Source organism: Nitrobacter vulgaris, assembly GCF_002028545.1.
In the GTDB taxonomy this organism is placed as follows: Bacteria; Pseudomonadota; Alphaproteobacteria; order Rhizobiales; family Xanthobacteraceae; genus Nitrobacter; species Nitrobacter vulgaris.
The window spans coordinates 1-22,899 of record NZ_MWPQ01000023.1 but is presented as its reverse complement, the minus strand read 5'-3'; the positions used below and the strand labels follow the sequence as shown (position 1 = coordinate 22,899).

26 protein-coding genes and 4 pseudogenes are annotated in these 22,899 nt (G+C 58.0%); 12 read left to right on the top strand and 18 right to left on the bottom strand.

The genetic code is table 11. From position 1 onward, the window contains the following. Nucleotides 1-169 precede the first annotated feature (169 nt). Nucleotides 170-928, top strand: a complete 759-nt coding sequence (locus B2M20_RS05095) for a bestrophin-like domain (RefSeq protein WP_139372844.1) — start codon at nt 170-172, stop codon at nt 926-928. Between the two features lie 176 nt (nt 929-1,104). Here the strand turns inward: B2M20_RS05095 and B2M20_RS20535 are convergent, their stop codons facing one another. Next, nucleotides 1,105-1,230 carry a hypothetical protein gene (locus B2M20_RS20535; RefSeq protein ID WP_274533942.1) on the bottom strand — a complete coding sequence of 42 codons (126 nt, stop codon included), beginning with the start codon at nt 1,228-1,230 and terminating at the stop codon, nt 1,105-1,107. Nucleotides 1,231-1,384: 154 nt separating this feature from the next. Here B2M20_RS20535 and B2M20_RS05090 point away from each other — a divergent pair, with 154 nt between their 5' ends. From B2M20_RS05090 to B2M20_RS19430, 3 genes are all read left to right on the top strand, one after another. Continuing rightward, nucleotides 1,385-1,885: a DUF1269 domain-containing protein gene (locus B2M20_RS05090; protein WP_079445997.1), complete on the top strand. Its 501-nt coding sequence runs from the start codon at nt 1,385-1,387 to the stop codon at nt 1,883-1,885. 97 nt (nt 1,886-1,982) lie between these two features. Then, nucleotides 1,983-2,282, top strand: coding sequence for a DUF4291 family protein (locus B2M20_RS05085; RefSeq protein ID WP_079445996.1), 300 nt, complete (start codon nt 1,983-1,985; stop codon nt 2,280-2,282). 113 nt (nt 2,283-2,395) lie between these two features. Then, nucleotides 2,396-2,569 carry a hypothetical protein gene (locus B2M20_RS19430; RefSeq protein ID WP_158081504.1) on the top strand — a complete coding sequence of 58 codons (174 nt, stop codon included), beginning with the start codon at nt 2,396-2,398 and terminating at the stop codon, nt 2,567-2,569. Nucleotides 2,570-2,639: 70 nt separating this feature from the next. Here B2M20_RS19430 and B2M20_RS05080 read toward each other — a convergent pair whose 3' ends face one another. From B2M20_RS05080 to B2M20_RS05070, 3 genes are all read right to left on the bottom strand, one after another. Continuing rightward, nucleotides 2,640-4,880: a TOMM precursor leader peptide-binding protein gene (locus B2M20_RS05080; protein ID WP_158081503.1), complete on the bottom strand. Its 2,241-nt coding sequence runs from the start codon at nt 4,878-4,880 to the stop codon at nt 2,640-2,642. Between the two features lie 31 nt (nt 4,881-4,911). Then, nucleotides 4,912-6,276, bottom strand: coding sequence for a radical SAM/SPASM domain-containing protein (locus tag B2M20_RS05075; protein ID WP_079445994.1), 1,365 nt, complete (start codon nt 6,274-6,276; stop codon nt 4,912-4,914). 108 nt (nt 6,277-6,384) lie between these two features. Beyond that, on the bottom strand, nt 6,385-6,714 hold the full coding sequence (locus tag B2M20_RS05070; RefSeq protein ID WP_079445993.1) for a hypothetical protein: 330 nt from the start codon (nt 6,712-6,714) through the stop codon (nt 6,385-6,387). Nucleotides 6,715-7,209: 495 nt separating this feature from the next. On the opposite strand from B2M20_RS05070, the gene B2M20_RS05065 reads away from it, so the two are divergent. Together B2M20_RS05065 and B2M20_RS05060 are read left to right on the top strand one after the other, a co-directional pair. Further along, nucleotides 7,210-7,455 carry a hypothetical protein gene (locus tag B2M20_RS05065; RefSeq protein ID WP_079445992.1) on the top strand — a complete coding sequence of 82 codons (246 nt, stop codon included), beginning with the start codon at nt 7,210-7,212 and terminating at the stop codon, nt 7,453-7,455. Between the two features lie 478 nt (nt 7,456-7,933). After that, a complete protein-coding gene (locus B2M20_RS05060) occupies nt 7,934-8,422 on the top strand; it encodes a peptidoglycan-binding domain-containing protein (RefSeq protein ID WP_079446035.1) in 489 nt (162 codons plus the stop codon). Between the two features lie 334 nt (nt 8,423-8,756). Here the strand turns inward: B2M20_RS05060 and B2M20_RS05055 are convergent, their stop codons facing one another. Next, nucleotides 8,757-9,023, bottom strand: coding sequence for a hypothetical protein (locus B2M20_RS05055; RefSeq protein ID WP_139372843.1), 267 nt, complete (start codon nt 9,021-9,023; stop codon nt 8,757-8,759). A gap of 29 nt (nt 9,024-9,052) precedes the next feature. Between B2M20_RS05055 and B2M20_RS05050 the strand changes: the two genes are divergently transcribed. Continuing rightward, nucleotides 9,053-9,439: a DUF5681 domain-containing protein gene (locus B2M20_RS05050; protein WP_210189121.1), complete on the top strand. Its 387-nt coding sequence runs from the start codon at nt 9,053-9,055 to the stop codon at nt 9,437-9,439. 262 nt (nt 9,440-9,701) lie between these two features. On the opposite strand, the gene B2M20_RS05045 is transcribed toward B2M20_RS05050, so the two are convergent. The 3 genes from B2M20_RS05045 to B2M20_RS05035 form a co-directional block, all read right to left on the bottom strand. Beyond that, nucleotides 9,702-10,532, bottom strand: a complete 831-nt coding sequence (locus B2M20_RS05045; protein WP_079445989.1) for a type 1 glutamine amidotransferase — start codon at nt 10,530-10,532, stop codon at nt 9,702-9,704. Nucleotides 10,533-10,535: 3 nt separating this feature from the next. After that, the gene (locus tag B2M20_RS05040) at nt 10,536-11,708 is read right to left on the bottom strand and encodes an iron-containing alcohol dehydrogenase (RefSeq protein ID WP_079445988.1); all 1,173 of its coding nucleotides are present in this window, start codon (nt 11,706-11,708) and stop codon (nt 10,536-10,538) included. An 85-nt stretch (nt 11,709-11,793) separates the two neighbouring features. Beyond that, nucleotides 11,794-13,161: a glutamine synthetase family protein gene (locus B2M20_RS05035; RefSeq protein WP_079445987.1), complete on the bottom strand. Its 1,368-nt coding sequence runs from the start codon at nt 13,159-13,161 to the stop codon at nt 11,794-11,796. A gap of 29 nt (nt 13,162-13,190) precedes the next feature. Between B2M20_RS05035 and B2M20_RS05030 the strand changes: the two genes are divergently transcribed. The 3 genes and pseudogenes from B2M20_RS05030 (at nt 13,191) to B2M20_RS05025 (ending at nt 14,172) form a co-directional block, all read left to right on the top strand. Further along, complete coding sequence (locus B2M20_RS05030) at nt 13,191-13,463, top strand: hypothetical protein (protein WP_079445986.1); 273 nt, start codon at nt 13,191-13,193, stop codon at nt 13,461-13,463. Nucleotides 13,464-13,701: 238 nt separating this feature from the next. Continuing rightward, a pseudogene (locus B2M20_RS20750) lies at nt 13,702-13,878 on the top strand (hypothetical protein); the annotation flags it as partial. Further along, nucleotides 13,879-14,172 carry a tetratricopeptide repeat protein gene (locus B2M20_RS05025; RefSeq protein ID WP_079445985.1) on the top strand — a complete coding sequence of 98 codons (294 nt, stop codon included), beginning with the start codon at nt 13,879-13,881 and terminating at the stop codon, nt 14,170-14,172. A 639-nt stretch (nt 14,173-14,811) separates the two neighbouring features. Here B2M20_RS05025 and B2M20_RS05020 read toward each other — a convergent pair. The 5 genes and pseudogenes from B2M20_RS05020 to B2M20_RS20125 all read right to left on the bottom strand — a co-directional run bounded on the left by B2M20_RS05020 (nt 14,812) and on the right by B2M20_RS20125 (nt 16,910). Further along, complete coding sequence (locus tag B2M20_RS05020) at nt 14,812-15,009, bottom strand: twin transmembrane helix small protein (protein ID WP_079446034.1); 198 nt, start codon at nt 15,007-15,009, stop codon at nt 14,812-14,814. 361 nt (nt 15,010-15,370) lie between these two features. Further along, entirely contained in the window at nt 15,371-15,856 is a 486-nt protein-coding gene (locus B2M20_RS05015; RefSeq protein WP_079445984.1) for a cupin domain-containing protein, read from the bottom strand. A gap of 80 nt (nt 15,857-15,936) precedes the next feature. Continuing rightward, nucleotides 15,937-16,350: a hypothetical protein gene (locus tag B2M20_RS05010; protein WP_079445983.1), complete on the bottom strand. Its 414-nt coding sequence runs from the start codon at nt 16,348-16,350 to the stop codon at nt 15,937-15,939. A gap of 14 nt (nt 16,351-16,364) precedes the next feature. Further along, nucleotides 16,365-16,586, bottom strand: coding sequence for a hypothetical protein (locus tag B2M20_RS05005; RefSeq protein ID WP_079445982.1), 222 nt, complete (start codon nt 16,584-16,586; stop codon nt 16,365-16,367). A gap of 103 nt (nt 16,587-16,689) precedes the next feature. Further along, nucleotides 16,690-16,910, bottom strand: a pseudogene (locus tag B2M20_RS20125) (hypothetical protein). Between the two features lie 218 nt (nt 16,911-17,128). Between B2M20_RS20125 and B2M20_RS04995 the strand changes: the two are divergent. Continuing rightward, a complete protein-coding gene (locus B2M20_RS04995) occupies nt 17,129-18,094 on the top strand; it encodes a sensor domain-containing diguanylate cyclase (protein ID WP_079445981.1) in 966 nt (321 codons plus the stop codon). Nucleotides 18,095-18,259: 165 nt separating this feature from the next. On the opposite strand, the pseudogene B2M20_RS04990 reads toward B2M20_RS04995, so the two are convergent. The 3 genes and pseudogenes from B2M20_RS04990 to B2M20_RS04980 form a co-directional block, all read right to left on the bottom strand. Continuing rightward, a pseudogene (locus B2M20_RS04990) lies at nt 18,260-18,567 on the bottom strand (IS3 family transposase); the annotation flags it as partial. 210 nt (nt 18,568-18,777) lie between these two features. Continuing rightward, nucleotides 18,778-19,113 (bottom strand): DUF983 domain-containing protein, encoded by a 336-nt coding sequence (locus tag B2M20_RS04985; protein ID WP_079445980.1) that lies wholly within the window; start codon nt 19,111-19,113, stop codon nt 18,778-18,780. Between the two features lie 283 nt (nt 19,114-19,396). Next, entirely contained in the window at nt 19,397-19,717 is a 321-nt protein-coding gene (locus tag B2M20_RS04980; RefSeq protein ID WP_079445979.1) for a helix-turn-helix domain-containing protein, read from the bottom strand. A 316-nt stretch (nt 19,718-20,033) separates the two neighbouring features. Between B2M20_RS04980 and B2M20_RS04975 the strand changes: the two genes are divergently transcribed. Then, the gene (locus B2M20_RS04975; RefSeq protein WP_244553429.1) at nt 20,034-21,491 is read left to right on the top strand and encodes a carboxysome shell carbonic anhydrase; all 1,458 of its coding nucleotides are present in this window, start codon (nt 20,034-20,036) and stop codon (nt 21,489-21,491) included. A 995-nt stretch (nt 21,492-22,486) separates the two neighbouring features. On the opposite strand, the gene B2M20_RS04965 is transcribed toward B2M20_RS04975, so the two are convergent. Next, on the bottom strand, nt 22,487-22,750 hold the full coding sequence (locus B2M20_RS04965; protein WP_139372842.1) for a hypothetical protein: 264 nt from the start codon (nt 22,748-22,750) through the stop codon (nt 22,487-22,489). Nucleotides 22,751-22,812: 62 nt separating this feature from the next. Beyond that, a pseudogene (locus B2M20_RS18955) lies at nt 22,813-22,899 on the bottom strand (IS5/IS1182 family transposase); the annotation flags it as partial.

Genomic DNA, 22,899 nt, shown 5'->3' with positions numbered 1-22,899 from the left:
GCATTTCGAAAAGACGTCGGCTCTTTCTGGACGAACCCGATCGGTTCCGCTGCAGTCTGGACGGACGTGGGCGTCGCAGCCCAGGCATGCCCTAAAAGCCCTTCGATGATATAGTTCCAAAACTATTTGATCGCGAGCTGACTGCTAACAACTCTGGAAGGCACGCTGCGTGAGCGAATCCGTGTGGTTATTGATCGTCTCACTCGCAGCAATGGTCAGCGGGGTCGCTGTCGGTTCATGGCTGCGCGACCGCCTTCCGGAGCATCATCTCAACGATCAAGCCATCAGTGTTATCAAGTCAGGCGTGGGATTGCTTTCAACACTGGCAGCTCTCATTCTTGGTCTGCTGATCTCGACGGCAAAGATTTCTTATGATTCAACCGCATCCCAGCTAAATCAGATATCATCTGATCTGGTTTTGCTTGACCAATTGCTTTCCGAATATGGCCCGCCGGCCGACGGAGCGAGGGAAGCCTTGCGGCAGCAATCCGCAGCACTGGCAAATGGCATCTGGGCTCCGGCAAGCCAGCTGGGCCATCACGCGTTCGTGGCGTCGGACGCCTGGAAGCGCTTCTCGGCTACTATCTATCAACTGCCAAATGCGACCGAGCAGCAACGCCAGTTCAGGAAGCAAATCGACGAGGTCATAAACCGCGGCGCCCAGGCTCGCCTACATTTGTACACCGACTCGGGCAGCACGCTTCCAGTACCTTTTCTGGTGCTTCTTATTTTCTGGCTCGCCGTTATCTTCGCAAGCTACAGCATTCTCGGAGCGATCAATCCGACTGTAATGGTCTTCGTAGGTCTCTTTGCATTGTCAGCAGCGAGCGCTTTGTTTTTGATTGCTGAACTCAACACGCCCTTCAGCGGGCTCCTGAAGCTACCAGAGACCCAGATCTCGCAAGCCCTTTCACCTTTATCGAGATGATCACTTAACTATACAAGCAAGATCTAAACGATGGAGAAAGTTCGAGTCCTCCAGTCGGCTTCCGAAGTCGCCTAGCCGCGCGGCGACTTTTTTCCAAGTCAAAATCGCTCTGCACCGACGCTGCTGGATCGCGTGCAGTAAATCTGTCGAGAGTTTCGGCAAGATCGTAAGAATGGTTAGCGAAACAGACCGAAATCGATTTCACGAAGAATAAGAATGCAGCAGCCGGCCCAGAAATCTGTAATGTCAGCGTGCTGGAGCCCCCCGCAGCTTGTGGTCCACGCCTCGCCGAACTTGTGCATTCGTTCATCCTTCCTGCCTATAAGGCTCAAGACAAAGTATTCTTGCCAGTCCGTGCATTTCTAAAGACCATGCCACTCGTCTTTGACTTAGATCAAAGCAACCGCCCATCGCGAATGTTCTCGAAGAAAACTGAACTCAAAAAGGAACCCTAACATGAGTGATCTAGTCGTGATCGCGTTTCCTACGGAAGAGAAGGCTGAAGAGGTTCGTCAGAAATTGCTGACGATGCAGAAGGAATATCTGATTGAGCTCGGCGACGCGGTGATCGCAGCGAAGGATGCTCAAGGCCGTGTCAAACTCAACCAGCTACTCAACACTACGACTACGGGTGCGGTTTCGGGTGCTTTTTGGGGAACACTTATCGGCCTGATCTTCTTGATGCCGCTGGCAGGGGCTGCGCTTGGCGCGGCATCCGGTTCACTTAGCGGATATCTAACGGATGTCGGCATCAACGACAAATGGATGAAGGAAACTGCCGCCGCAATTCAGCCTGGGACCGCTGCGCTCTTCGTATTGGTACGTAAGGTCACCGCCGACAAAGTGCTAGAAGGTCTAAGAGGTGAAGGCGGAACGGTGTTGAAAACATCGCTCGATCATACGAAAGAAGTGGCGCTCCAAGCCGCGCTAGCGGGCGTTCAAGCGGCTACTCGTTGATAGGAAGCTAATCGGAGGCTGCCGATTAGTGCTAACGATCAGAGGGTAGATCGGCAGCCTTGCCAGATATTTCCTGGCGCCCTGCGCGGGCGTTAGAATGGGCTTTGGGCACTGGCCATCCGATCCCTCAACAAGCAAGGACGATTGGGTCAAGCTGAAGGCCGCTTCGCTGGTTCGGATACGGTGGGACCCTGAGCGCGATCTTCACCTTCAGCCGCTGCCATATCGCGCGATCCAGATCGGTATCGGTAGAGAAGCTGTGCCGCGTTACGTCGAGCAATGGGTTCAACGGATCACCGACATCACCGATCTCGCGCATACGATCCACAACCTTGTATGTACCGAAAACTTGAACACGGGCGTAGCGGTGATGCGGTCCGCCCAGAATGGCGTGTGAACAAATGACACCGGTTCGGTGAACCGGCCTGGAAGCCGGCGCATCCTTGTCCAAAGATCGAGGGGTTCTGACACGGTTGCAATGGTCGGCATAAAATTGAGTACCCGGCGCAGATGCACCTCGCTCAAGACAATGATGTGGTCCAAACACTCGCGCCGGATCGATCCGATCAGCCGTTCGTTGTCCCGACTATCGGTTCCGACCTGCTCTATGCCTTCGTCATCGTCCGGCTCGACCGCAGAGAGATGGTCTGGATCAACGTCACAACAAATCCGACAGCGGAGTAACTTGAGCAATTCGGAGAGATCGCCTGGCCGTCGCGAGACGATAGCTGTCACCGTTTTGCAGCCGGCTCGGTCAGCAGAATGGGTGTGGTGCCGGGTTCAGCGCCTTCCTCCGCCAATGTCGAAGCCTCCAGCTTCCGCGAAACTCCATTCCGAAACCGCAATGGAGTGGCTGTAGACCTGCCGCGACGGCGCGGACGACATGGATGGAGGCGCTCGCCACGTCGGGCGGGGTAAGGTCGGCCACCGTGATCTCGACTCCATCGCCGGCCAGACGGGCCGCCAATTCAGCAAGGCTCGGAATCGGCTCGTCATGACTCTCCACCTCCGGTTCGTAGCTCGGCGCGTTTCGAAGAAACGCCAACTCCTCCTCTCGCTTAGGCAAATAATAACAAGCGTGGTCGAGAAACTGGCCGCAGCGCACCTCCTCTGGACGCATTGGCCGCGGTCCACTTCCCTCTCGCAGCATCTTCCTCAGGCCGAAGCCCGAGACGGCCTGCTCCAGCATCGCCCCTCGGGCCGCACGCCGGAGACAGGGATGCGCCGCCGCAGTGGCGGATAGGCCGGGCCATGACCGTCCGTCTCCCATGGCTGTGCACAGAACCACCGGAGTCTTTCCCGCGCCCTCGAGCAGGTAAAATGCGACAGAAGCGCCCGCGGACATCAGTTCACCGGCGATGTCGCGGGTCTCGGCATCGCAGAGATTGAGCGGCAGTTGGCGCCCCGGGTCGCGGCAGAGCCACGCGACCATGACCGCGTCCCGTTCAATGAGCTCCAGAACGGCCCGCATCGTTGCACTTTCCAAGTCCGCTCCAGCGGCTAGCCCGTTCGAAGTGACTTGCGCGACGAAATCCGAAAACACGGACGGAAACTTGTAGTACAGTTGACTGGCCAGTACCCACGTCTTCGTTCCGGTTCGCAAATTGTTCGCCAACCTCCAAAAATGAACTGCCTCGCGATCGAAGGGCGCGAATGGAAAGCCTTCGGCGGCATATTGCGCAGCATCATACATTCCAACCCGACGCGGATCGAGCACTAGGCCATCGAGCTCGGCCATACGGGCTTGGACCAGGGTATCAAGATCGCAGCGCGAAGCGGCATATCTTTCGAACGCTTCTCCGATCGCGCCGAGCATTGCTGTCCCTCCCGCCATCCCCTTGCCAGACGCCGGCTCCGGTAGGGTAGGATCGGTTCGAAACGCGCAAAAAGGGGCAATCTCCGCAACCGCAACAAAAGCTTTGCGCGCGAACTGCGGCAGCTCCCGGAGGACCGGCCCGACAATCGGTCCTGTTTCCGGATCGATCCAGTTCCGGAACGCCGTTCGGATCGTCTCTACGTCAGTCTCGTCAACGGTGGCCGAAAGGTCCGGCCGCGGCAGTGCCGGACCATCCGTTCCACAGGTCTCGCACCAAGGCATCGGAACGAAGCCATGGCGCGCCGAGGTCTGCCCGTGCACCTCGACGATCCGCACATGCGCGCGCAGCGACCCTTCAGCAACTGAGCGGAGATAGCGCCGGACCTCCACCGCAACCGATTGCCCGAAGGACCGCGCCACGTCCCACGGCAGAGGTGGGTAATTCACAACCGTCAGACGATCGGCGCGCGCCACCGCCTCGGGATCGGGGTTATGCGCACGGCGCCGCTGACGTGCACAGAGCCAGCAACCCGCGGTGCCTGGAAGGGAGATCGGGCCGATGCAACCCCGCGTGCCGACGATCTCCGCCCCGAGAAAGGCGATCCTGACAGCGCGGCAAGCGCGCTCCAGCTCGACTTGCCGTCCTACCCTGACCGGGGCCAGCGCGCCTACGACGAGGTCCACATCCGGAGGTAAATCCCATTCTCTGTCGGCGCATGCGTGCAAGCGGGCGATGCATTCCGGGGCCATGATTTTGATCCTGCTGCACAGAGCTTCCGGACTGGTTGCCGCGTCGCAATTGCCACCCGGCTCAGGATACCAGAACGACAGGTACGCTATCCCCGAATGGGCGAGTTCTTCGGCCAAGGCCGGCACCCAATCGGCATCGCCAGCAATAAGCACGTGGCCCTCGCGTGGGCGCGGCGCCTGCGTCGCAGCACTTCCAGCATCCGCCACGCCCGCTATCTCAAGCAACTGGGTCAGTTCAGTGTAACAAGCCTCCATTCGGCCGCCGTGCGGCCGAATCCCGTAGACTTCTCCAGAAGTCGGATCGGCATAGGCCAGAAGCGCCTCGATCATCTCCCTGACCGTTTCGCTCCGGATCAGGATCGGGCCGGCTAGGCCGATCAGCAGAACGCCGTCCGGCTCTAGATGAATACGGTCCCGCGTGATCCGCATAACCGTTCTCCGAACCGGCTTGCGCCACCGCCTACGCAGCTTCGACGGGAGCAGCCTCGGCCGGATCAGTCGCCGAATCGGTGCGATTGAAAGCCGCCGCCAAAAGCAACCGTTCCGCCATATTGCGCTTGGAGCTGGGGCAGGGCGCTCGGCCCTCGACCCATTCCTTCGGACATGCGCCCCCACAAACAGGAAGCATTCGGCAGCGGCTGCAGCCGAAGGCGCCGCTCTGAACTTGATCGTTGAAGCTACCAAGGACATCGCGCGTCGTGCCCCGCTCGCCGCTCATGACATCACCAATGGCAAATCGGTTTGGCGTGCCGTAGCTCGGCACATAGGAGACCTCGGTGCAGTTGAAGAGCGTGCCATGCGCATCGACCAGCGCTCCCTGCGGCTGCACCGCAAGGCAGACGACATGCTGCACCTTGGGGACGAGCGGCACCGAAAAGCCCAGCCGTTTCATCTCCACGAACCAGGACAGCTCCATGCGGGCGTAGTCCTCCGGGTCAAGGCTCCGCCGATGGGCATCATTGCCCCAGGAGTGGATCGGCGCCGTATAGAACTGGACCGCACGGTGCAGCCCCTCGTCATGCAGGCGCTGTAGCAGCCGTACAACATCGGGCGCATTCTCCCGGTCGACATTGCAGCGGACCTTGATCTCCACCGGATCGGAGCCGATCGTATCCGCCAGCGCCACGAGGTTCGCAAGGATCTGGTTGAAAGTCGGTTTACCGGATTTCGTATGCCGTCGCCGGTCGTGATACATCGCAGTTCCATCGAGCGACACGGTGATAGACACAACCCCGAGTGTATTCACTAGCTCAGCGCCTATCTTCGGGGACATTGCCAGTCCGTTGGTAACAATGCTCGCCCGGTATTCAACATTCCTTTCTTCCGCAATTCGGCGAAGCTGGGGCGTCAGGAAGCGCATCTGCACAAGTCCGGAAAGCGGCTCGGCGCCAAACCAGCAGAGGTTCAGCTCTGCAAACTTCCCGGCATCCAGTCTGTCTCGGACGTCCCGCAGAATGGCCGTCTCGTTCTCTGTGCTGAGGTTTCTTCGCTCATGCGTCTGGCCGCAGTAGCCACAGCCGAGCTGGCAATGCGCGGTCGGCTGGATTACGTAATTCAGATGAGTATTGGTCCGGATCGCCTCGCGATTGCGCGATAGCACAACCGCGAGCTCGTCCTCCGCCTGCGGCACCAGTATTTCCGCTTCCGACAGCTCGGTCCGGGTCTTGGCGTTCAGTTTCTCGAATGCGCCCGACCGCAAGACTTGCCAGATCGATAGCGGCAACTCGAAAACGACGCCCGTCCGGGTGGCGAGAACCACTAGAAGGGGTGCGTTATCCTCGGAGAATATAGGTGATGCGACAACATATGAGGACAGCTTCTGCATGATCGGGCCTCATTAGCAGCTAAGCACGGTTATCAAACCGAGCAGCGTACCCGCATCAGAAACGTCCGGCGGAATAACATTGGCTTCCGCCGGACGAGGCGAACGGACTTACTTCCGGCCCCCGGCTTTCGCCGCCAGCGCAGCTTCCGCACCGCCGCAGCCGCTGTTCTGACAACCAGTGTTCTGGTCCGACAGCGCCTTAAGCCGGCTCAACTGAGCCTCGGAAAGGCTCGACGCCGCCGTGCCGGTTGTCATTTGTTCGACTGCCTTGCTCAGACTCAGCTTGGCACTAGAAAGGGCTTCGATAACAGAATCGAGTTCTTCGGCCATTTTGGCAATCCTTTCAAATTGAAAGACGCCCATCGCACCCGGAGCCGAAACAAATAAATAATCTTCTCCAAAACCGGCACCGTTGTGCTCCGTGATGGACCGCTCCATTATATGCGATTACTTATGATCAAGCTGTGATGCCCCATGATCAGATTTAGTGCGTTAAATGTTAAAATGATGCCCTCGACATACGCTGTAGCAATTCGGCGACACGATCACCGTCTCAGTTTCAAAATCGCCGGAGCACCTAGAACACTTAGCGCCAAACGATACAGCCCAGCAAATATCAACCGATCCAAAGTGCTGAAATTGCCAGCCGGATTAGGTTTCCGACAGGGACACTTAGGGGTACAGCTGTTATTCGGAGAAACTTCGTCAGAAAGCCGTTTCGATCTGGTGGCGCGAAACCTTCAACCAGCTCGCGTCGCCGGTTTGTCAAAGCAGAGCAGTCTTGCGCCGCGGTTCGGGGAGTTTCGTAATCTCGGGCCGGCATGAAAGTCCGTCGGCGCTTTCAATAAGCTCCCGACAGATGGCGTTCCCGACTTACGAGCGGCTGTCTGAGAATTAGCTTGCGCCAAGCGACGGCTAGGGAGACAGCTCGCGATGAGGTTTCTGGTGATGGCAGTGGCGGTGCTGGCGTTGTTCGCAGTGCCTGCACAAGCGCAGATGGGAGGCGGCAAGCGTGGGCATAAGGGCGGCGGTCCTGCAGCCGCAGGCAACAAGCCCAAGGTCGACGAAAAGGCCTATCAGGAAGCTCTCAAACGCATTCCCGATTCCAAGGAAAAGTACGATCCATGGGCTGTGACTAAGTCGCCTGCAGCTGGAAAGTCTTCGAAGAGTGCGCAATGAAATCATGTTTATGGGTGGGATTACCTATCCGAGCCTGGCGAGAGCTGTGTCGTCGGCAGGCTGATATGCTCTGCTGGAGTCCGCCGATCATCGCGGGATGACCGCCGTCGCCTCCGGCCAGCGTTCAACACGAACCTCTTTGGATTATGCCTTGCGTCGCCATCGGGCATGCCTCAAGTCCGACATCGCGCCAATTCCTAAAAGGGCCCACGAACGGACTCATGCATCACATCTCGGGAACCTGAGGCTCTGGCCGTTTTTAAGGTTGATCCCGAAGGGCCAAGGGCGGTGCCGTTCCCATTGCCCCCGCGTGCAATACGGCGTGACAATCGGCGAGGCTATGGAACCGTCTGCGGCGGACAACAGTTTACCCCGCGACGAAGCGGAGTGGCGCGGCCGGATTTTGATGGTTCAGACGGCGCGGTGTGTCTCCTACTTTCTAGACCGAACCATCCGACTTGAGGGCGAAGGAAAGGGCATGCGCGCCTTGATCCTGGCATTGTCCATTCTAGCGATCATCGATAGCGCGCACTTTGCTATGGCTGGTCTGAGCAGCACGCCTCGCGAGACGTTGATACCTGCCGATACGGCGATCGCTACCGACGAAGCGACTCAGAAGACCGAGGAACAGATCGGCCTCACCAAAACAAAGCGCCGTGAAGTGCAACGTAGGCTAACCAGGCTCGGGTTCGACACCAAGATCAATGGGAAGTTCGATGAATCGACTCGCGCCGTTATCGCGCGCTGGCAGGAGAAAAACGGCTACCCTACGACTGGCTTCCTCAACGCCACCCAGCATAAGGTACTAACGGACACCAGCGCGAACGCCGGCAAATCTGGCCATCAACACCGTCGTCGCGCTGGGGGCCGCGCTCGCTATTCGCGTGGTGTCGGCGGTCCAATCGGCGCGATCGGCGGCGCTGTGCACGGCGTAGGGCGTGCGGTGGGCGGACTGTTCCGCAGATGACTCGTCTAGCTTGGCATTTTGTAGAACGGCTATGACGATTGACTCGCCAAGGGCGAGTTCATGTAGCGGGGCATACGCAGTGGTGGGGCCAGAGGGTGATATCGGAGATGGTCATTCGCGTCGATTTTGACATGTCAGCAGCATGTCCGGTTATGGGGTAATCTGGGAAGCGACGATTGTTTCATGGTTGAAGGCATAAGTCTGAATTTGATTTAAGCGATCAACGGGAGCCTCGGACCATGCGCTCTCCACTCGCTGATTTGAATGGGCTGCCATAAAGCCCGCGCGAATGGAGCATGAACCGCGTAATTCCACGCGCACCTTCTTCAGGTCTTCACACGCACCCCAGTGAATTGACGGCTGTCATCTTGCGATCGGCCCACCTCTTAATGTCTCCGACCGTTAGCACCTTGAGGAATGGGTTGGCGTTGACCAGCTTTTCGCGTGTGGTCCGACACCTCGCGTCAGCGTCGGCCATAAAGGAAGCAGCATCGGCATTTTCTGGGCTGGACCATAGCGCCACGGCGCCTGCGGGTTCCGCGTAATAGGCAAGGTAGAAAGAACCAAGCGTAATCGGCAGAGCGCGCTTGTTTAGCGTCAAGGCATATTCCTCAACCGCGCACCGTCGTCGTGCCCTGGAAGAACCCATCCTCTGATGACGCCACCGTTGGCCCTGGCCGCCCGCCGAAAGCAACACGCTGGAAAAAAGGAGGTCCCTCGCCCAATCCTAAAGGGCGTCCGCGAAAAGATTCCATGTTCGCAGACGTGAAGAGGCTATTCGAAGATGCATTGAAGCAGAAGGTTCCGCTGACGCGCAACGGCCGACGCATGACCCTGGCGAAGGTTGAGCTGGGCTTCGAGCAACTGGCAAACCAGTTTGCCAAGGGTGATCGCCACGCGCGGCGTGACGTTTTTACGTATTCTGAACAGCTGGGCATTGACCTTACCGGTAAGGCAGAAGCTCTCAAAAAGAGACGCTGGCACCAAACCACCAGGAGATCCTCGACGCCTATTTAGCCCGTCAACGATCGTCGGACGAACGGCTTAAAGATGAGCGCGTGATTGCGCCGGTCGATTTGCTCGATAACGACGCGGAAGAAGTGGGCTAGTATGAGCCACACATCAAATGCCCTTGATACGGCAGTCCTTGTGACAATGCTGTTCGAGGCGGCGTTCCCTTCGGCCGAGGCTATCCAGTTGACCCGCTGTCAGACGACAGACCTCGCCGTCGTCGGTTACCCCGATCGCTGCGAAAGTTGCGTGGAGATCGTCAGGTCTTTCATTTGCACTCCAAAAAGGAGACCCAGTTCGCAAGCTCGGTCTGGCGTATCGCGTCACTAACAATATCTGCGTCCAGTCCGAGACGCCATGCGATGTCACGCCGCTTTGGGTCTGCTTCGAGCGCGGACAGATCGGCGGCATATCGTTCGAGTTCAGCAAGATCAGCGAAAAAGCCCTCGTCAACCAAGGTCTGGCCGTAACGACGGATCACGGAAGCAACGTCGTGCAGACGATATTCCGGATGATACTGCACCCCCCAAAATACGCCCCGTCCAAAGCGGATCTCCGCTGCCTGCACCTCGCAGATCGCATTTCGTGCCGTGATGACGGTATCAGCCGGAAGACGGGTAACGACATCGCTATGGATGGCCGGCGCGTCGAATGCCGCGGCGCGACGCGCATGCATTGGATGTAGGTGTCCCTCCGTGGTCAGCGTGATCTTGCGCGCGAATGCCACTTCCCGACCTGCGGGATTGAGCCCAACCTCCCCTCCTGCCGCCACTGCCGCAAGCTGCAATCCCCAGCACGACCCGAACATCGGAATCCCGCGAGCAAAGACCTCGCGAACAAACTCGATCTGCCGCATCGATTCGGCTTCGCACTGGTAGATGTTGAGCGACGAGCCGGTAATGGCAACGCCATGATAGGCATCGATTGGCTGAGGCGACGAAGCACCTTCGTCAGTTCCAAGATAAATATCGACCGCCGCTTGGGGAGCTAGGGTCCGGAGTAGATCGGCGTAGCTCTCGCCCGGAGTCGCCCCCGCAGTTTGCGCAATCCGGCGGCGGCCGGATCGAGAGTTGCCTTCAAGAACCAATAACCGCAGCAAGGCCTATCCCCCGAGGTCACCGCGGATCGCGGCTAGCGTGAGTTTCTCGAACTCGGCTTCGGTCAGTGACCGGGGATTGGCGCTAGCGGTCGGATCCTTGACCGCATCTTTCGCAATCATTCCGGCATCTGCTTCCTTGACGCCGAGTTCCGCCAGCGTATGCGGTACCCCAAGATTCTTCCGCAAGGCCATAATCCAGTTCAGCACAGTATCGAAATCACGGCCCGGCAGGTCGAGTGCGCGAGCAATGTGCGGGATCTTGTCGGCGATGGCTTTCTTGTTGCACACCATGACGTAGGGGAAGATGACACCGTTGGTGAGGCCATGGTGCGTATCGTATCGCGCGCCGACGGGGTGCGACACCGAATGGATCGCGCCGAGCCCTTTCTGGAAAGCCGTGGCTCCCATCGACGCCGCCGCGAACATGTAGGCGCGAGCTTCCAAGTCGCTTCCGTCGGCGACGGCGCGTGGCAAATAGGTATCGACGATCTTTATACCCTCCAGCGCCACGCCATCGGCGAGCGGATGAAAGGCTTTCACACAATAGGCCTCGAAGCAGTGCGCCAGCGCATCCATGCCCGTTGCCATGGTCAGAAACGGCGGTAGGCCGACCACGAGCTCCGGGTCCTCGACGGCGACCTTCGGCATCATCAAGGGGTGAAAGATGATTTTCTTTTCGTGCGTGTCTTCGCGAGTGATCACGCTTGCGCGCCCGACTTCAGAGCCGGTGCCGGCGGTGGTTGGCACCGCGATAATGGGGGCGACGCCGTCGGTGTTGGCTCTTGTCCACTGGTCGCCGACATCCTCGAAATCAAAGACCGGCCGCGACTGGGCAACCATGAACGCCACGCACTTGCCGACGTCGAGTGCCGAGCCGCCGCCGACTGCGACAACGCCATCGTGACCACCCTGCTTGAACGCCACAACGCCGGCCGTCAGGTTGGACTCGACCGGATTGCCTTTGACATCGGAGAAGATGCTGATCGGGATTCCCGCCTCGCGCACGAGCCGTGCGATGCTCGCGATCATGTCAGACTTGGCGAGTCCTGCATCCGTGACAAGCAATGGCCTGGTGATGCCATGAGCCCGGCAGAGATCCGGCAACTCGGCGATGCGCCCGGGCCCCGCAATGACGCGCGTCGGAAAATTCCAGGCTCCAGTGATTTGAACGTGCATGGACGGCTCTCAATGCTTCAGTCGGAGATAATATGATTTGAGCCGGGACATCGTTCACGATATCACTCTTGGGAAGCGTCGGGTTTCAGATGATCTCAAAATAACGGGCAAGTTCCCAATCGGTGATCGCCTTGCGGAATTCGCGCTCCTCCCATTGCCGTGTCATGGCAAAATGCTCGATGAAGAGCTCGCCGAACAATTCTCGGGCAATGGCAGATCCGGCGAGCCGATCCGCAGCCTCCGACAATGTACGCGGCAACGTGCGGGCAGATGCATGCTTCATGTCATAGGCATTTCCGGTGATCGGTTCATCAGGCTCAATCTTGTGCTCGATACCCCAGAGTCCCGAGCCGAGCGCGGCGGCGATGGCTAGATATGGATTGATGTCGGCAGCGGCGATTCGGTATTCGACGCGCTGGCTCGACGGCGATCCCGGTATCACGCGCAAGGCGCAAGTGCGATTTTCGATACCCCAGGTGGCGTCGGTCGGAGCCCAGAAACCCGGGATCAGTCGCGAATAGCTATTCACGGTCGACGCGACCATGGCCAGAAGTTCAGGCAGAAGCGCCTGCTGGCCTCCGACGAAATGACGCATGGTGTCGGACATGTAGCCCGGACGGCCGCTTTCGTGGAATGCCGGCTTGCCATCGGCACCGCGCAGCGACAAATGCAGATGGCCGGACTGGCCGGGATAGGCATCCGACCATTTGGCCATGAACGTCACCATCTTGCCCTGACGTTCGGCCCATACCTTGGAGAAGGTCTTGAACAGGACCGCGCGGTCGGCGGCCGCGAGCGCATCCGTGTACTGGATGGCGGCTTCCAGTACGCCGGGCCCCGTTTCCGTGTGAAAGCTTTCCAGCGGAATGTCCATCTCATCGCATAGCGCGAGCAGCCCGCGATTGAGATCCGCCTCGACCGACGAACGCAGTACGGAATAGCCGAACCAGCCGGGCGTAAGGTTTTTCAGATCGCGAAAGTTCTTCTCCCTGATGCTGTGCGGTGTCTCGTCGAAGACGAAGAACTCGAATTCCGCAGCGACCGTGGCGGTAAATCCCATCTCGGTCGCCCGATCGATCACGCGCTTGAGAAGTCGCCGCGGGCAGAGCTGCGCTGCCGCGTCATCAAACTCGCCGAGAAAGAACAGCATGCCCGGCTCGGTCGGCAATTCGCGGCAGGTGGCGGGGTCAATGCGGGCGGTCGCATCCGGAAATGCGGTGTGCCAGCCGGTGAAGGTCGACTTGTCATAGAGCTGGTCACTGGAGTCCCAGCCGAAGATCACATCGCAGAACTTGAACCCCGATTCGAGCGCGTTGAAAAACTTGTCCCGCGCCAGATATTTGCCGCGGATGACGCCGTCGAGATCGACCACGCCGACCTTGACGTGGGACAGACGGCGCGCCTCGATCAGCGCACGGGCATCTTCAGCACTCTTTACGCTTCTCGCATCCATGGACTGGGCCTCGTTTGGCGTGGCGGCGGATGAGCGTTTGGTCAGACCGGGCAGATCTCCTACAGCTCATCTTCACACGCCGTGACGAATATGTCCGCATTTTCCTTGCTGAAGCAGAGCGGCGGCCGAATCTTCAACCTGCTGCCAATCCTGACCCGGAAGGATCAGCAAACCGTCAAAAGCAGAAAATCATGTTCGCCGGCACCGACACCGCCTATGATCTGGCGAAGAAGTACAAGCTCAAGACGGCTTGGGGTCCGGACATTCTGTCCGACCCGTTGGTCTCTATACCTATGGGCTAGAGAGCGGTTCATATGACGCCAAGGTTCGACGCGATCTGTTGCGGCAACGCGCCTTTGCGTACGAGGACCTAGAGCAGTACGAGCGCGCCGAGAACGACTATGATGCGGCCCTGAAAATCGAGCCTCTGGATCCCAGCTTCTACTCCAAGCGAGGATTCTATTTTTTCAGACGCGGACGTTACGACGATGCGTTAGTCGATTTCCGCAAAGGCAGCGCGTTGGTTCCAACTGATGGAGGATTCCCCTTCGGGGAAGGCGAGGTCCAGCAAAAGCTCCGACAATATGGAAGGCCGTCGAGCGCTACACTGAAGCAATCCGAAAGGATGGCGAGGTCACGAGCTACTACCGCGAACGCGGCAATGCCTACAACGCTCTGGACTCTTTCGAGGAAGCCAAAGCTGACTACGACAAGGCTTTGGCCCTCGGCTACTATCCAGCGTCGGCACCGCGCGAAACTGCCGATGCTCATCTCGGTCGTGGGTTCGCGTCACACCGTCTCGGCCTCTATAGGCAGGCGATCGAGGATTACAACGCCGTGTTGAAAATCATGCCACGATCGAGCCAAACACTCGCGTGGCGTGGCGCGGCGTACCAGAGCCTTGGTAAACGCTCTGAAGCGGTGACCGACTACAAGGCGGCGTTGGAAATTGATCCGCAGAACAAGACCGCCCTGAAAAACCTCAAATCGTTAGGCGAGCAACTGCCCTAAAAGGATACCAATGTCGGCGCAGCGAGCGAATTTCACTATCCTGCTGGGGCTCTTACTCACACCGCTTGCTGGCTTTCTCGGCGTGATCTCTTCGGCGGTTTTGCCGCTGTGGCTTTTTGGATTCCTTCTTGGGCCTACTGCTATAGGCGTCCTTTCTCTCGTGACCATATTTCAGGGAGCGTGTACGCGTGGCCGCTCACTTGCGTGATTCTGCCACTTGCCGCCGCATTCTTAAGACCCGTAACGCATGTCTCGGTGCTGGCGTTTGTGCTCATTGGCCTCGTAGGTGGACCGCTATCATTTGCATCAATAAGTCTGGTGTCCGGTACCCCCTACATCTGGATACGCTTGCAATAGCGTCGGCTGTCACGGGAACTATCCTGGGGGCCATATTTGGTTTTGCTCTCTGGCGGTATGACAAAATTAGGGAGCGAGCCGAAACAGTTGGCGGCAAATCACCTGCGCAAACGCTGAAGTTAGGTGTCGTGATTAGCGCAACTTTCCTGATGCTTGCACTGGCTGGCTTGATGCTAGTTCCGCAGCACGACAAATGTTCAAGCGCAGCGGGGGTTGTTGAGTGATTAGAGCCGAAAGCGGTCCGGGCCCGACAAGACAAAAAGGACTTACCAGTCGCGAACTTTATTGCTGTCCCACCATCCAGAGCGTCGTCATTGTGACGACAATAGCGATGAACTGGAGAAGGACGCGCATTCGCATAAGCTTTTGCGATAGGTTGGGACTACCGCCGCGCATCATGTTGATCAGACCCATGAGCAGTACGGCAGCGACCGCAGCCACCGCGATCGGAATCAAAACGTTGCTCAGGAATAGGGTCATGGTGATGGCGATCTCACGCCCGCTTAATGTAAGTAACTGAGTGAGACGGGAGTGGTTCCGGGCAACCGCGCGTTCTTTGGCCCACAGCCCCATAGAAACGCCCTACGCGGCCCTGAACTCGCTCTTGACGGCCTCAAGACTATTCGCGGCCGCCCGTCCGAATGGCTTTTGAAGCGCGGCCAACATCGGCATGAATGACGCTACCCGCTGGGTAGCCATACCCCTCCGGAGAGCGTAGTCCCGAACTTCGTGCGAAACCAAAGACACTCCTCAGCAGGTCACGGCCGCGACACGCGGGACGGACGCAACGAGGTCGCGCTCTTGGCAAGCCCGCCCGCAACCTTCGGCGTTGATCCCGCTATTACATCTTCGGACGCGGATCATCCTTGGGATTGATGTAGTTGATGCCCCATGGACCGGAGCTGTTGAGCTGAATAATCGTGGCGTCGTCGGCGAAGAACGAGTGCACCGAACGAGCGGCCATAGCAAAGAAACTACCCGCGGGAAGAACCTGAGCTTTGTCGTGATCGTCCGTCGTTCCCATTCCCAGCCGCGCTGCTCCCGAGAGCACGGTGACGATCTCTGGCTTGGGATGAGTGTGCGGCGCAATGTGATAGCCCTTTGGCACCTTCAGCCGAAGAGCAAACAGACCTTCCTTGCCCGGGTCGCCATACAGCACTGCCGCCTGCGCACCCTGCGGGAGGGATGATGGCGCTGGTCCCCACACGATGTCCTGGGGCGCAAACAACTTGTGCTCGCCTGTCTCTTGGCCAACGGCGCTGCCGGCCAGCGTTGTGAGTCCGATAGCCGTTATCGCAACAATGCTGAGAAGAGTATGCCGATTCATTGTGGCTTCTCCTTTGACATAGGCGCGGCCCGTGAACGGCTACGCGCCCGGCGCAGATGCGAAAGTTCAAATCAGACTGCTCAGCCGAGCAGCCTGCCTCGCCGAAACATGAAAATGCCGGGAACGAAACTTCTGGCCACCGCGAGAACGCCACTCTCGCAGTTTTCCAACGCGATCTTCTGGGCAAGCATCACGTCACCGATCGGCAGCTCACCCATTGTTCGAAAACACAGCCCTAGCCTCGGGTGGCCTGTTTCGTCGACCTCGCAGACGTTCGACATGGTGCCGGGATAAATCCTATACCGCCTGCCCGTGTCGCCACCGACGACTTCGAAGTATTCCTTTTCCGCGAACTGCATCCGTTGCACCGGTGACAGCCACTCCCGCAGAAGCCGCAAAGACCGGCCCTCCGCAGTTCGCTCGGCCCCAAGTCTGATGAAAAGCGCCCTTACGGCTCTTATACGCGAGCGTTCGCATGGTGGAAGTCGCGACATGGCGCTGACCGTTTCTACCCGCCGACCAGCCTGGGGAAGAACACGGTTTCTTCCGCGTCCGGGTCGAACGATCGGATTTGCGAGACCTGCCCCGCACCGGTCCGAACCGCGGCGGTGAAGCCGACCTTCGTCAGCTCGCAAAATCGCTGCTCCGCCTTAGCCAGTTCCTGTGCGTCATTCGCATTGAAAAAGTTCCGGCTGTCGCCGGTACGGTCCATCACGATCTGGATTGCCATGATCGTCCTCCTCGGATGCTAATAGCCAAGGACCTCGATCAATTATCCGGCTGAAGCTGCGGAACTTCAAGAAAATAGATTCGTCGCGAACCCAAAATTTGGATTACGCGCTCAAATCACTCGGCACTTCGCCAAACGCTTTCAGCAAAACAGCATCAGCAAACTCACCGCTGGCCGGATCGCCTGTACGGCTGAACGCCACAGCGCCGATATTCCCCTCAGTTCACACAAATTCGCCCAAGCATCTCGTATCGCCGCATTCGTGCTCATGCATTCGACAGCTTCGCGAGGTTCGGGGCCATCAGTGCCCGCGCCGAAGGACAGGCATAGAACCGCAGATCGAAGACGGCTACAACTGGTTCGGCCGCTATCCCAAGAAGGTGCTGCCCTTTCCCGACAAGTATATGAAGTAAGCTGGCGGCAATGGAAATGATCAAGATGAAGAAGGCACGAATCTGTACGGCCGCATGTTAGAAAGCGTTAACTCCGCAGCTTTAGTCCATAGGAATTAGGCAAGATCCCTAGAGACAGCTGGATCGTAAATGAAAGATGAAGCCGACCATGTTGCCGCACTTCTGCCGGCCGAGGTTCGCGCGCGTCTCTACGATCAAGCGTTGGCCCATGCTTGCATTGGCGTATGGGAATGCGAGCTTGAGACGGAGCGCCTAACCTGGACTTCTGGCGTCTACGATATATTCGAGCATCCGATGGGTACCCCGCTGCGGCGCGCGAGCATCGTGGAACTCTATGAGGACCGGTCCCGATGTAATATGGAACGAGCTCGGGCCGAGGCGATCCGGAGCGGTCGTGCAATGTCGCTCGATGCCGAGATTAGGACCTGGCGCGGCGAAAGACGCTGGATACGACTCTCAATCAGCGCGGTCAGAGAGGAGGATCGGCCGGTTCGTATCTTCGGATACAAACAGGACATCACCTCTGACCGGCTAGCACTGGAAAGCCTGCGGCGGAAAGCTGAGACGGACCCGCTCACCGGGCTGGCTAATCGCTCTGTGTTCCAAGCTCGTTATCGGGAAATTGTTGGTGACAATCTCAACTATGGGTTCACGTCGGCGCTCGTGCTGATCGATCTTGACCGTTTCAAGGACCTAAACGATACGTTCGGCCATGAGGCCGGCGATGCATGCCTGCGCGAGATTGGGATGCGTTTGGGACAGGCTTTCAGCAATGCGGGCCTGATCGCCCGGCTGGGCGGTGACGAGTTTGCACTCATCCTGAGCGCTCCAGCAGCTCCTGCCCGGATCGTGCGTTTGCTGCAGGAAACCGTCGTGATGCTGCGCCAGCCGTTTTTCTGGAACGGTCTTAGCCTTAGAGTTGGTGCTTCGATTGGAGTTGCCCTCGTCGGCCGCCCGCATCGCCGGCGGATTACCGAATTGTTCGCAGAGGCCGACATAGCGCTGTATGACGCAAAGGCCGCTGGCCGTAACAGGGTCTATCTGTTCGGCGATGAGGGGCGCAGCCGCTCGGCTAATCCTGAAGCCGCAGCATGATCACAGGCTGAGCGAGTTCGAGCGGCCGTTCCTGAAGAATATCGGTGGGAAAGTGCACGCCGCAGCCGGCGTAGGTGGAAAACGTCGCGTTCAGCGTAGGGAGATACAAGCGAAGCACGTTCGATGCTTGGGCAGGAACGAAGCGGCCAGTAGTCTTGAGCGAAAAGCGAGCCGGATGATGTCGGCGGTCAACGCCTCCTTATCTGCTCGGCCTTTCGGCGTCTTGCGCTGTGTCGAACGATGCTGACCGAAAACCCTGCAGGCAAAGCGCTCCGAAACGGAGAACTCCACCATGACGTGGTCGACGCAGCGACGGCGACGGGAAGGGCTCAGAGGTTTCCCGAGGCAGCCTCTTTCAGGATTAGCTTCTCCAGCGTCAGGTCCGACACAGCCTTGCGCAGCCGGTCATTCTCTTCTCGAGTTCTTTCAAGCGCTTTACCTGATCGGCCCTTCAGATCACCAAACTCCTTGCGTCACCGGAATTCTGCGCTCATCATTGCTGCTTTGCTGATATGGACGTCCGGAACGATGTGAGCGGATGTCCTGGCCGGGCCGGCCTGGCGATTTTTTACACGCACGCGGCGGAGCACGTTTGGCTTGCTGCGAGCCACCGAACGCAGCGCGAACCTAAACGTTCAGGCTGACCTCCGGAGCTATTCATCGACGCGTGGGACGAGCTTCGCTTACGATGCCTTGTGGTGATACTGCAGCGAGATGAGGAGGCTCTTCAGTCCCCGCAGCGGCCAAAGCGTCACGATCAGGACCATCGGAATCCAAAGCGCGGCGTGAACCCAATATGGCGGCTGATATTTAATTTCAGTAACCAGGGCGGCGACGACGATGACGGCACCGGCGATCAATATGACGAATACGGCGGCCCCGTCGCCGACGTTCGCGAAGGTGAAATTCAGACCGCACTTTTCACACTCGGGTTTCAACGTCAGGAATCCGTCGAAGAGCTTTCCCTTGCCGCAGCGCGGGCATCGGCACATCAACCCAGTGAAATATGGTGAAGGCATCTTTGAATGAATCCCTTGTCAGTGATTTCCGTATGCGCACATGGGATAAATAAATTCCCGTCAGGCAAAAAGCCCAGACCGAGCGGTCGACTTAGGACGTCGGCGGCAATCGTAGCCCCGGCGTCCAGATCAAATATGGAAGACCGCTCCCGCGCGCACGTCGGATACGCATAGGCGCCCAAATGCCATCTCGGCGCCTTCAGGCGCCAAAATCCGCTCGCAAGTACAGTTATCTTCAGCGCTGTCGTCATCTTGGATGGCGAAATCCATTTTCCTCTTGTATTCATCGAACGCGTTCCGGCGTCCGCGACGAGGAAGGCTTGCGTTGCTTTATATTCTTCATCTTTGGCGGCGTGACTTGTTCCCTTAACCGAACGCCTCGACCGCCAGCCAAGCTATGACCACCCGGACTGATCAACTCGATTCCCGCATTCTCCAAAGCTGAAACCAATTTCATCAAGGAATCGACATTGCCACGGATGACGCCGTCGCTTGCTTCCATGCGCTGAATGGTCGGGACTGAAAGATCCGCCAGTTCGGCTATTTGCCGTTGATCTATATTCAGGAGCGCGCGGGCGGCTCTGAGTTGATTAGCGGAAATCATGAATTAGCGGCTTCGACTCGACGTGCACGGAGTATATCTACACCATACGAACTGTTGCATCAAGCATCAATTTACATACACAACTCATTTGTGAAGATGTATTAGACATCAGTCTACCGACATCATTCATATAAAACAAAGTGTCAACATGAATTTTTAACTTTTATCTTTGGCTTTTTAAGATTATGTTTCTGGGCTGAATGCCTGCGCTGGAAACAACGAAAATGTATAGGTGTTTGACCTCACCCTTCGCCGCGCGGTTAAACGCCGTAAGGCCCTGCGACGAAAAGCCAGCCCGGTTGCCGCGGCGACGCCCGTGGCAGCAGCTATGCTTGATCGTCCGGCGCGCATGACCGGCCGCGAGCAGATGTGTGAGCATGCGCTGGTTGATCGCGATCTCAATCGCCTGCTGTTCGATTACGAACGGACCGTGCGCTCGCGTTTTACCCGCATCGTCGAGGTGCTCAAGCGTATCTCGACGTATCAGCACGACGAGAATTTTATCGGGCGGGCGCGGCAGCTTGCCCGCGAGCAACTCGGCTTCGATCTTCCGACGCAGGTGCTCGAGGACGCCTGGGTGTCCGGGCTGGATTTGTCCACGCTGCATTCACGCTGCATATTCAGCTCTCTGAAGTTGAGCGTCGATAACGCGCAGACCGAGCAGATCGGTTGGCGCCAACGCTTGCCGCTCGACGAGAATTTTCTGCGTTCGTGCGGTTACCACACCGTGGACATCAGTCCGTGTTCCGACGGCCGGCTGCAGGGCGTCGGAGCCTATGTGCTGCGCTTTTTGCCTGGGCCAAATGTGCGAGTGAAGGGGTATGCCGGCGCACTGTTTAATGTCGAAGCCAATGTGTCAGACTGGGCAGAGCGCGAAATCAAGCGACTGTCGGGCGCTATGGTCGATGGGGACCGCCTGAACTTCCTCAAGATCGCCGTTTATCATTTCAGCAGTTCTTCGCCCGATAATCACGGTTGCGCGGCTCACGGCAGCAACGACCGTCAGGCCACAGAGGCGGCGTTGCAGCGCCTGTGCGAGTTGCGGTCGGCGATCGACCGGACTTTTGGCACGGGCGCGGTGCCTGATGTCTTGCTCATCGGTGTTGATACGGATCTGGATGCGTTGCGCATCCACTTGCCCGACGGCTTCGGTGAACCGAGTGCGCACCGCTACTTTGAGACTGCGCAAATCTACCGCGATACCCTTGGTCTTTCGCCCGAAGCGGCGCGGGTCCATATCGCCGAGACCGTCGCCGTCGCCGAGGGCATGGATGACGGGAGCCAGGGCACCGACCGAATGCACGAAGGTATGCGCCGCCTGGTGCTGGCGCTGGCCGAGGCCAATCTGTCGCAAATCGAATACGTCATCAAGCACCACACCGGCCGCTATAAGACCATCGGGCACGACGAGGAGTACATCATCGCCGGTGAGAAGCTGCGGCCGCTGCAGCTGCGCAATCTGTTTTATCTCGCTCACCTCAATACAATGGAGGAAGGCGCGCCCGACATGGATGTCGGGATTGATATCTTCACCAAGCTCAACGCCGCGCACGGTCTGCCGGTGCCGGTTCTAGTGCATTTCGAATATGACGCACGAGTTCCCAAGTCGCGCGAGCGGGCGATCGCGCGGGGACGGCGGGTGCGTGACGCGATCAAAGCGCGTTACTCCGATTTGGCCGCCAGGGGGCTTCTCAATTGCGCGATTGCGGTGAGCGAACGGGGCGGCGACGAGCGTTGCACCTTCGTCGCCGACAACGCTGTCGATGATCATTGAGGACGTGTGCCGCCCTAAAGAACAAGCGTGTAAGAACCATTCTCGTGTCGACCAATCACATTGGTGCCATATGTCATCTGTCGGGCGTCAGCACTGAATGAAACCAAATTGGCTTAACTGAGAGCAGAGCATTTCTGGTTCATCGTAGCTTCAACAGGATTGTCGCCGACAGATTTCCAGCAATGGCGCAAGCAAGCCGATCTTCCCTCGCGCCGAGCCGGTCGGAGGCTGGTGGAGATAGGCTAAAGAACGTAATGCGGCTCGCGCGTTGGGCGCTGCCGTTAAACTCGCGCGCGCCGCGTCGTCTCGATAATCCTGCGGAAGGGCTAGGCGACCCCGTTCCCAAATAGAGTAGCGTCACTTTCCTACGATCATTACAGACCGTTACGCCGTCCACTGCGGGCCCGAAGACGATGTTAGTCAGGCTCGCGACCCCTTCATCCCTTGGTTCCTGCCGCCGGAGGGGCGGATCGAGGGGCAATGCAGATACTCCGCACTAGGTCGTTCGGCAGATTGAGCTCCAGTTTGCAGACTTCTGCATCGGCTTGAAGTCAAGCAGCGTGGACTAGAGCGAGTGATCGAGCCGGGCGGCATTGATAGGTGGCGTGGCCGATCGAGCCATGTTTCTTACTTTATTTCAAAACATCAATGTTTCATCTGGTTGAAGGCGATCACAACACCAGTTGACGTTGGCTTGTGTGCTAGGAGAGACCTAAAAGTTGCATCGCTCCAGTCAGCAAGACTGAAGACTTTACCCGCCAGCATATCTGATTCCGCCAAAACTTTTAGACCGCCCCGATCGAGAAAGTAGGCGTGGTTGCCGTACAACTCGACCAATTGGTTAACCGCCGGATGATCGTCTGGAAGGACCTGAGCAATCCATCTCAGTCAAGGTCCGCTTCACCTGTGCAGCATTTAGCTTCATGACTGCACCGCGTTCGTTCAGGTGATGCCGCGAAAGCCAGAATCTGCCATTGCACGTTCCTATGTAAGGCTCAATTCCACAGTAATGTCAGCAAATCGCTCCAGGTGCGAAAGGGTACGGTCATGGCAAAACCGACGGCGATACCTAACCCGAGCAAAATCCCGAGCAGATAAAATTCGGGCATCATGAACAGGCGAGCCAGAGGCAAAGGCGAAAGGAAGTGATCTTGAGATGTGCGCGCTTTTTTTTGCATTCGACTGTTAAGAACAACCAACGCAGCAAAAATTCCAAAGTACAGAAAAATCAATACCCAATGAACAACGTTTCCATCCAACCACTTTCTCCACGCACGATTACCGCAGGTGACCCGATGTAACTCAACCTTAGGGTCCGGACTCATAACCAGTAACTGACCAGCGCAGCGATGCAGACGGCTGCGAGGAAATTGATTGCGAGACGATCATATCTGGTGGCGATGCGGCG

Excerpts from the sequence above, each read along its gene's own strand:
- B2M20_RS05010 (WP_079445983.1), bottom strand. The coding sequence starts at position 16,350 with ATGTCGCGACTTCCACCATGCGAACGCTCGCGTATAAGAGCCGTAAGG.
- B2M20_RS05060 (WP_079446035.1), top strand. The coding sequence starts at position 7,934 with ATGCGCGCCTTGATCCTGGCATTGTCCATTCTAGCGATCATCGATAGC.
- B2M20_RS05090 (WP_079445997.1), top strand. The coding sequence starts at position 1,385 with ATGAGTGATCTAGTCGTGATCGCGTTTCCTACGGAAGAGAAGGCTGAA.
- B2M20_RS05040 (WP_079445988.1), bottom strand. The coding sequence starts at position 11,708 with ATGCACGTTCAAATCACTGGAGCCTGGAATTTTCCGACGCGCGTCATT.
- B2M20_RS05035 (WP_079445987.1), bottom strand. The coding sequence starts at position 13,161 with ATGGATGCGAGAAGCGTAAAGAGTGCTGAAGATGCCCGTGCGCTGATC.
- B2M20_RS05085 (WP_079445996.1), top strand. The coding sequence starts at position 1,983 with ATGGGCTTTGGGCACTGGCCATCCGATCCCTCAACAAGCAAGGACGAT.
- B2M20_RS05020 (WP_079446034.1), bottom strand. The coding sequence starts at position 15,009 with ATGACCCTATTCCTGAGCAACGTTTTGATTCCGATCGCGGTGGCTGCG.
- B2M20_RS20535 (WP_274533942.1), bottom strand. The coding sequence starts at position 1,230 with ATGCACAAGTTCGGCGAGGCGTGGACCACAAGCTGCGGGGGGCTCCAG.
- B2M20_RS05080 (WP_158081503.1), bottom strand. The coding sequence starts at position 4,880 with ATGCGGATCACGCGGGACCGTATTCATCTAGAGCCGGACGGCGTTCTG.
- B2M20_RS05070 (WP_079445993.1), bottom strand. The coding sequence starts at position 6,714 with ATGGAGCGGTCCATCACGGAGCACAACGGTGCCGGTTTTGGAGAAGAT.
- B2M20_RS05030 (WP_079445986.1), top strand. The coding sequence starts at position 13,191 with ATGAGCGTTTGGTCAGACCGGGCAGATCTCCTACAGCTCATCTTCACA.
- B2M20_RS04980 (WP_079445979.1), bottom strand. The coding sequence starts at position 19,717 with ATGATTTCCGCTAATCAACTCAGAGCCGCCCGCGCGCTCCTGAATATA.
- B2M20_RS05005 (WP_079445982.1), bottom strand. The coding sequence starts at position 16,586 with ATGGCAATCCAGATCGTGATGGACCGTACCGGCGACAGCCGGAACTTT.
- B2M20_RS05015 (WP_079445984.1), bottom strand. The coding sequence starts at position 15,856 with ATGAATCGGCATACTCTTCTCAGCATTGTTGCGATAACGGCTATCGGA.
- B2M20_RS04985 (WP_079445980.1), bottom strand. The coding sequence starts at position 19,113 with ATGCCTTCACCATATTTCACTGGGTTGATGTGCCGATGCCCGCGCTGC.
- B2M20_RS04995 (WP_079445981.1), top strand. The coding sequence starts at position 17,129 with ATGAAAGATGAAGCCGACCATGTTGCCGCACTTCTGCCGGCCGAGGTT.
- B2M20_RS05075 (WP_079445994.1), bottom strand. The coding sequence starts at position 6,276 with ATGCAGAAGCTGTCCTCATATGTTGTCGCATCACCTATATTCTCCGAG.
- B2M20_RS19430 (WP_158081504.1), top strand. The coding sequence starts at position 2,396 with ATGCACCTCGCTCAAGACAATGATGTGGTCCAAACACTCGCGCCGGAT.
- B2M20_RS05065 (WP_079445992.1), top strand. The coding sequence starts at position 7,210 with ATGAGGTTTCTGGTGATGGCAGTGGCGGTGCTGGCGTTGTTCGCAGTG.